At 37.7% G+C, this 6,251-nt stretch carries 4 protein-coding genes; 2 read left to right on the forward strand and 2 right to left on the reverse strand.

The genetic code is table 11. The annotated features are described in order from the left end of the window. The coding region (dnaK, locus tag ISP71_08810) for a molecular chaperone DnaK (GenBank protein ID MBL6664183.1) at positions 1-1,284 on the reverse strand (1,284 nt) is incomplete at its 3' end. A gap of 136 nt (positions 1,285-1,420) precedes the next feature. Continuing rightward, positions 1,421-2,278: a hypothetical protein gene (locus ISP71_08815; GenBank protein MBL6664184.1), complete on the reverse strand. Its 858-nt coding sequence runs from the start codon at positions 2,276-2,278 to the stop codon at positions 1,421-1,423. A 151-nt stretch (positions 2,279-2,429) separates the two neighbouring features. Between ISP71_08815 and ISP71_08820 the strand changes: the two genes are divergently transcribed. Together ISP71_08820 and ISP71_08825 are read left to right on the forward strand one after the other, a co-directional pair. After that, complete coding sequence (locus ISP71_08820; protein MBL6664185.1) at positions 2,430-5,222, forward strand: T9SS type A sorting domain-containing protein; 2,793 nt, start codon at positions 2,430-2,432, stop codon at positions 5,220-5,222. Then, positions 5,215-6,251, forward strand: a 1,037-nt coding sequence (locus ISP71_08825; protein MBL6664186.1) for a hypothetical protein, incomplete at its 3' end; no start/stop codon positions are given. The genes ISP71_08820 and ISP71_08825, both read left to right, overlap by 8 nt.

Genomic DNA, 6,251 nt, shown 5'->3' on the forward strand with positions numbered 1-6,251 from the left:
AGGTTGATTATCAGCAGCCGTAGAGAAAACCTCAGATTTTTTAGCTGGAATCGTGGTATTCGCATCAATTAATTTCGTGAATACGCCTCCCATAGTTTCAATTCCTAGAGAAAGTGGTGTTACATCTAAAAGAAGAACATCTTTTACCTCACCTGTAAGAACTCCTCCTTGAATCGCCGCACCAATTGCCACTACCTCATCAGGGTTTACACCTTTAGAAGGCTCCTTTCCAAAAAAGTTCTTAACGGCATCCTGAATAACAGGAATTCTTGTTGATCCTCCGACCAAGATAACTTCATCAATATCTCCTGCCGAAAGACCGGCATTTTTAAGAGCAGATTTACACGGTGCAATCGTTCTTTCAACTATTTCTGAAATCAACTGCTCAAATTTTGAACGTTGTAAAGTTCTTACCAAGTGCTTTGGAATACCATTTACCGGCATAATGTAAGGTAAGTTGATTTCTGTTGAAGTTGTAGATGATAACTCAATTTTTGCCTTTTCCGCAGCTTCCTTTAGTCTTTGTAAGGCCATAGGGTCTTCGCGCAAATCTAAACCTTCATCATTTTTGAACTCTTGTACCAACCATTCGATGATCGTTTCATCTACATCATCTCCACCAAGATGTGTATCTCCGTCGGTAGACAATACCTCAAATACACCATCACCTAGCTCAAGTATAGATACATCATGTGTTCCTCCACCAAAGTCAAATACGACTATTTTTTGATCTACGCCTTTTTTGTCAAGACCGTATGCTAAAGCTGCAGCCGTCGGCTCGTTAATGATTCTTTTAATGCTTAACCCTGCGACCTCACCAGCTTCTTTTGTTGCCTGCCTTTGAGAATCGTTAAAGTATGCTGGCACAGTCACAACTGCCTCACTTACTTCTTGACCCAAGTAGTCCTCAGCTGTTTTCTTCATTTTTTGAAGAATCATAGCCGATATTTCTTGTGGCGAATATTTTCTGTCATCAATTTTTACTCTCGGCGTATTGTTATCACCTTTAATAACTTCATATGGCATTCTTTTGACCTCTTTTTTACAATCGTCAAAACTTGAGCCCATGAATCTCTTAATTGAATATATTGTTTTTGTAGGGTTTGTAATGGCTTGTCTTTTCGCAGGATCTCCAACTTTACGTTCGCCTCCTTCAACAAAAGCCACAACAGATGGGGTCGTTCTTTTTCCCTCTGAGTTTGCGATAACAACTGGCTCATTACCTTCCATTACAGAAACACATGAATTCGTCGTACCTAAGTCAATTCCTATTATTTTTCCCATGATATTATTTTTTCCTTTCGATAGGTCAATTAGTATGCCATCGCCTGAATGAATCTCGAATTATGACAAAAAAGCAAAAAAGAAGTATAAATTATGTCTAAATGTCAGATTTTATGACATGATATAAAAGAGGCCATTAAGGAATGTAAAACCTCTTCATCCCAGGACCTTTATCCGAATCAATGATTAAGGTATAAACCCCTCTGGGCAAATCTTTAGGATTGAGTTCATTGATTATTGAACTGAATTTCCCCGAATAATACCCTTTACCATCAGCGGAAATAATTTTATAAAGTGCCCCAATCAAATTCGAATTAATTTCAATGAAAAGTGTTTCGAAATTACTCCAAACATGGATTTCATTTAAAACTTGTGCTGGGACTGCACCCAGACCACCAACATCGACAGGTTGTTCAACACTTTGGTTATAACCATATGAATGAATAATGATTGAGTCCGAACCAGAACTGACTGATAATTCTATCCAGCCATAGTGAGTGTTTCCTTCAGATTCAAATGAAACACCCAAAAACGCGTTGTTGGCTCCTAAAAAGCTTCCATACAAATAGGGAAAGATTCCAATACCCGCATCAATAAGTAGATTAATACCTAGAGAATAGCTTGTATCCACACCAAACTCGCTGGCGGCCGAAACAATTTCTCCCTCTGCAAAATTTGTCAAAGTAAAAATACTATTATCATTAACCCCAGCAGGTTGTCCATTCAATGATCCGAGAATGGCACTTGCACCAACATAAGTTGATGGCTGACCTCCCAGTAAAGTATCACCGCTCATCTCTTGTACCCTGAATAAAAACTCAACAGTTCCATTATTGTCCATATCAATGGTGTAGGATGATGTGGAAGCTGTAATTAGCTGATCAGGATTTACATCAACAATGACTTCTTGGGCATAACCAAGCGTATTCGAAGTAAGGAAAAGTAATCCAATAATTAAGTTCAAATTATTTATAAAGGGAGCAATATATTTCATGTTACAAAAGTAAAAAAGTTAAAAGCATAATGTTAAATGCTATGGATACAAAAATAAATCAATTTGTGTCAGCATACAATAATATTTATCCGAACAAAAAAATTATGTAAAATGAATTGATTTACTTAATTTTAAGTAACAAACCTGAACTATGAAATTTATACTTGCACTCTTTTTAATCCTTTTCTTCAAAGGACTCCTTTTTTCTCAATGTACAACTACAAATGCCACCTCATGTGAATGTGTTGATGGCACGAACAACTGTTTACTTTTACCTGATATAACGGCTTCCTGGCAAGGTATTGCAGACAATGGATGGACAGAATACCCTCAAACGGGTGCTGGACAAAATTACAACAATCAAGGCCCGGATGATGGTCGACTTCGTGTTACAGGATCAACACCAAATATCGGTCATGGTTCTTTTACTGTTCGAGGACAAGATGCTAATGGAAATAGAGCGTTTATTTGTGGCAATGACACCATATATGGTGTTGCATCAAGTGGAGCGTTTACTTGCCCCAATGGTGTAGACAACCCGAAACAAATGTTACTTCAAAGGATTTACATTAAAGACGGCAACAACATGTCCTATCAGGATACATGGACAGGAAGTATGACGTACCATGAGAGTCATGGGCATAATCACGTTGATGATTGGGCAGTTATGACACTTCGTATTCCAACCTCTGACCCCCACCCTTTGAATTGGCCAATAGTCGGGGATGGGGCAAAAATTGGATTTTGTCTAATGGATTATGGTCAATGCGGGAATAATACAGGAAGTACTTATTACGGTCATTGTAGAGATGATAATACAGTTTACAATGGGGGAAATGTAATGGCAAACTCTGATTTTGCGAATTGGAACCTTGGTGGAGGTAATTACAATTGCTCAGTCGTTGAACAAGGCATTTCCTCGGGTTGGACAGATGTTTATGGTAAATGGTTGGATGGGATGTGGATTAATATTCCGCCTAACACCTGCAATGGTGATTATTACATAGTTATGGAAGTTGACAAAAACAATTATTTTCAAGAAGAATACGAAGACAATAACTACACCGCTGTACCGGTAACGCTAACTTTACAGCTTCCGGAAAATTCAGGTGCCCTTCCAACGATAAATTCTAATGAATCAAGTTATTTGTGTACAGGTCAATCTATTGTATTAACAGCTTCCGCAGGAACAGACTATTTATGGAGTACAGGTGAAACAACTCAAAGCATCAGCGTTAATCAACCAGGCTCTTATGAGTGTACGGTTACAAATTATTGTGGAACCGCGACCTCATTACCATATGTTGTAAATAGTGCCGCCCCTTCTCCTCCATCCATAGCAAATGCTGAAATTTGTCCTGGGAATTCTGTCACCCTAGAAGCAACATCGACAGGTGAAGTTGAATGGTTTGATGAAAATGGTACTTTGATTTCTATTGGAAACAACTATACTACAGACATATTGAACAATACAACTACCTATTATGCGAGTAATACGGACTATTATACCAACACATTATTTGCAGAGCCACATACTAATGGAATTGGTGGAGGAGGGTATCTTACATCTGCACAGGGAATTATTTTTCATGCATATGTACCGTTCACATTAAAAAGTGCTTTGGTTTATGCATTAAATGGAGGAAATGTAACTGTCGAATTACATGAAAGTGATGGTACTGTTCTAGAATCTACAACAGTGAATGTTCCTGCTGGTTCGAGTAGAATTCAGCTGGATTTTGCTGTTCCTGCAGGTTACGACTATGAGTTGGTCGGAACGAATTTACCTTCAGGCGGATTATACAGGAATAATTTTTCAGCGACATATCCTTATGAATTGGATGATGTACTTTCTATTGTGGGAGCGACTTCGAGCTCTTCTTACTACTATTATTTTTATGATTGGGAAGTCATCACAGAAAATGGAACATGTACAAGTGAACAAGTACCTGTTGTAGTAAGTATGGCTGCAAATCTAGATGATCCGATTGTTCAAGGAGATTTAATCTGTAATTCAGGCAGTGGAAACCTTTCTGCCATGGGAACTGGGACTTTGACATGGACGGATGGCAATGGTACTATTATAGGAACGGGTAACTCCTTCACAACTCCTGTAATTTCACAAACGACTACTTATTATGTACAAGCTTCTGATAATGGATGTACAAGTGATATTATATCTGTTGATGCCACAGTTCAAATCATCAATGACCCTGTTGTTCAAGGAGACATGATCTGTAATTCAGGCAGTGGAGACCTTACTGCCACAGGAACTGGAACTTTGACATGGACGGATGGTAATGGGAATGTTTTAGGCACGGGTAGCTCTTTTACAACTCCTGTCATTTCACAAACAACTACGTATAACGTTCAAGCTTCTGATAATGGATGTACAAGTGCAATTATTTCCGTTGATGCCACAGTTCAAACTATTAATAATCCTACCGTAATAGGAGATACCATTTGTAATTCAGGCATTGCGACCCTTACTGCATCTGGCTCTGGAGATTTGACATGGACGGATGGAAATGGAAATATTTTGGGGACAGGGAACACCTTTTCCACTCTTCCAATTTCAAGCACCACTACTTACTTTGTACAATCCTCTGAAAATGGGTGTACTAGTGATCTGATTTCAGTGGATGCTGTTGTAGAACCCTGTCTTGACCTTGGTGAAATATCTTTTCAAAATAGCCTAGCACTTTCACCCAATCCAAATAATGGCTCTTTTGAGGTTTCATATACCATCTTGAAATCATCCAAAGTTGATATGGAAATTTTTGATCAATTCGGAAATGAAATATTAAAGAAGAAATTTGATGACATGCCGGGTACAGTGAATCATCATGTTTCACTAAAAAATCTGGCTTCTGGTACTTACTCAGTGAGATTCGTATATGATGGAAGGTCTCATACCAAGAGATTCATAAAAACGAATGAATAAAGTTTGTATCATTTTAAGTGCCATTTACATTATAAATGTAAATTTTGATGTACAATGTCAGGTTTTTACAACATATAATTCACAGAACTCGGGAATTCCATTTAATACCGTAAGGTGTCTAGAAAAACAAGGGGATGATTTGTGGGTAGGGACAGATGCTGGACTGGCAAAATTTTCTAATAATACATGGGAGATATTTAATGCAAGTAATTCGCCATTATTGAGCGATAATATTAGGGCTTTAAAATTAGAAGGTGATTCTGTATTATGGATTGGAACTGTCGGAGGTGGATTATTTTCATTTAACGGTGATGAATGGGTAAATTTTAATGTCTCAAATTCCGGATTGCAAGACAACTTGGTTCGAGATATCAATATTGATCTAAACGAAAATATATGGCTTGCTACCACGGAAGGAATATTCATGTATGACAGAAATGAATGGCACCATTGGAACATGCAGGACAGTAGTTTGCTTTCGAATAATATTACCTCAATCCAAATCGGACTGAATAATGAAAAATACATTGGTACTATAAATGGTGGGATTATTTATTTTGATTCTTTAAATCATTTTACAACATATACGATCAGCAATTCAGGATTGCCAGATAATTCAGTAACTGCCATTGAAATTGACGAAAACGGTTTACCATGGTTTCTTTCTCCAGCCGCAGGCCTCGTAAACGATACCGATTTTGGAGGCCCTTGGTTGAATTTTAATAATTTCAATTCAGATCTACCTGCAAATGCATTAAAGTGTCTCCGAATTACAGGAAGTGAAATCGTGATTGGTTCTGAGTCTTCTGGACTTATTTTTAAGAACGGTGAAACATGGAGTCAGTTCAATGCCAGCAATTCCGAACTGCCTGATAATCATATTCTTTCTATTGAAATTGATGATGAATATAATATATGGGTAGGCACACATAACGAAGGCTTATGTAAAATAAATCTCCAAAATTCAATTTCAGAAAATCTTGACTCACAAATGTATTTTTATCCAAACCCGGTAAAATCCGGTGGTGA

It is taken from the genome of Flavobacteriales bacterium (assembly GCA_016779995.1).
In the GTDB taxonomy this organism is placed as follows: Bacteria; Bacteroidota; Bacteroidia; order Flavobacteriales; family UBA7312; genus UBA8444.

Excerpts from the sequence above, each read along its gene's own strand:
- ISP71_08815 (MBL6664184.1), bottom strand. The coding sequence starts at position 2,278 with ATGAAATATATTGCTCCCTTTATAAATAATTTGAACTTAATTATTGGA.
- ISP71_08820 (MBL6664185.1), top strand. The coding sequence starts at position 2,430 with ATGAAATTTATACTTGCACTCTTTTTAATCCTTTTCTTCAAAGGACTC.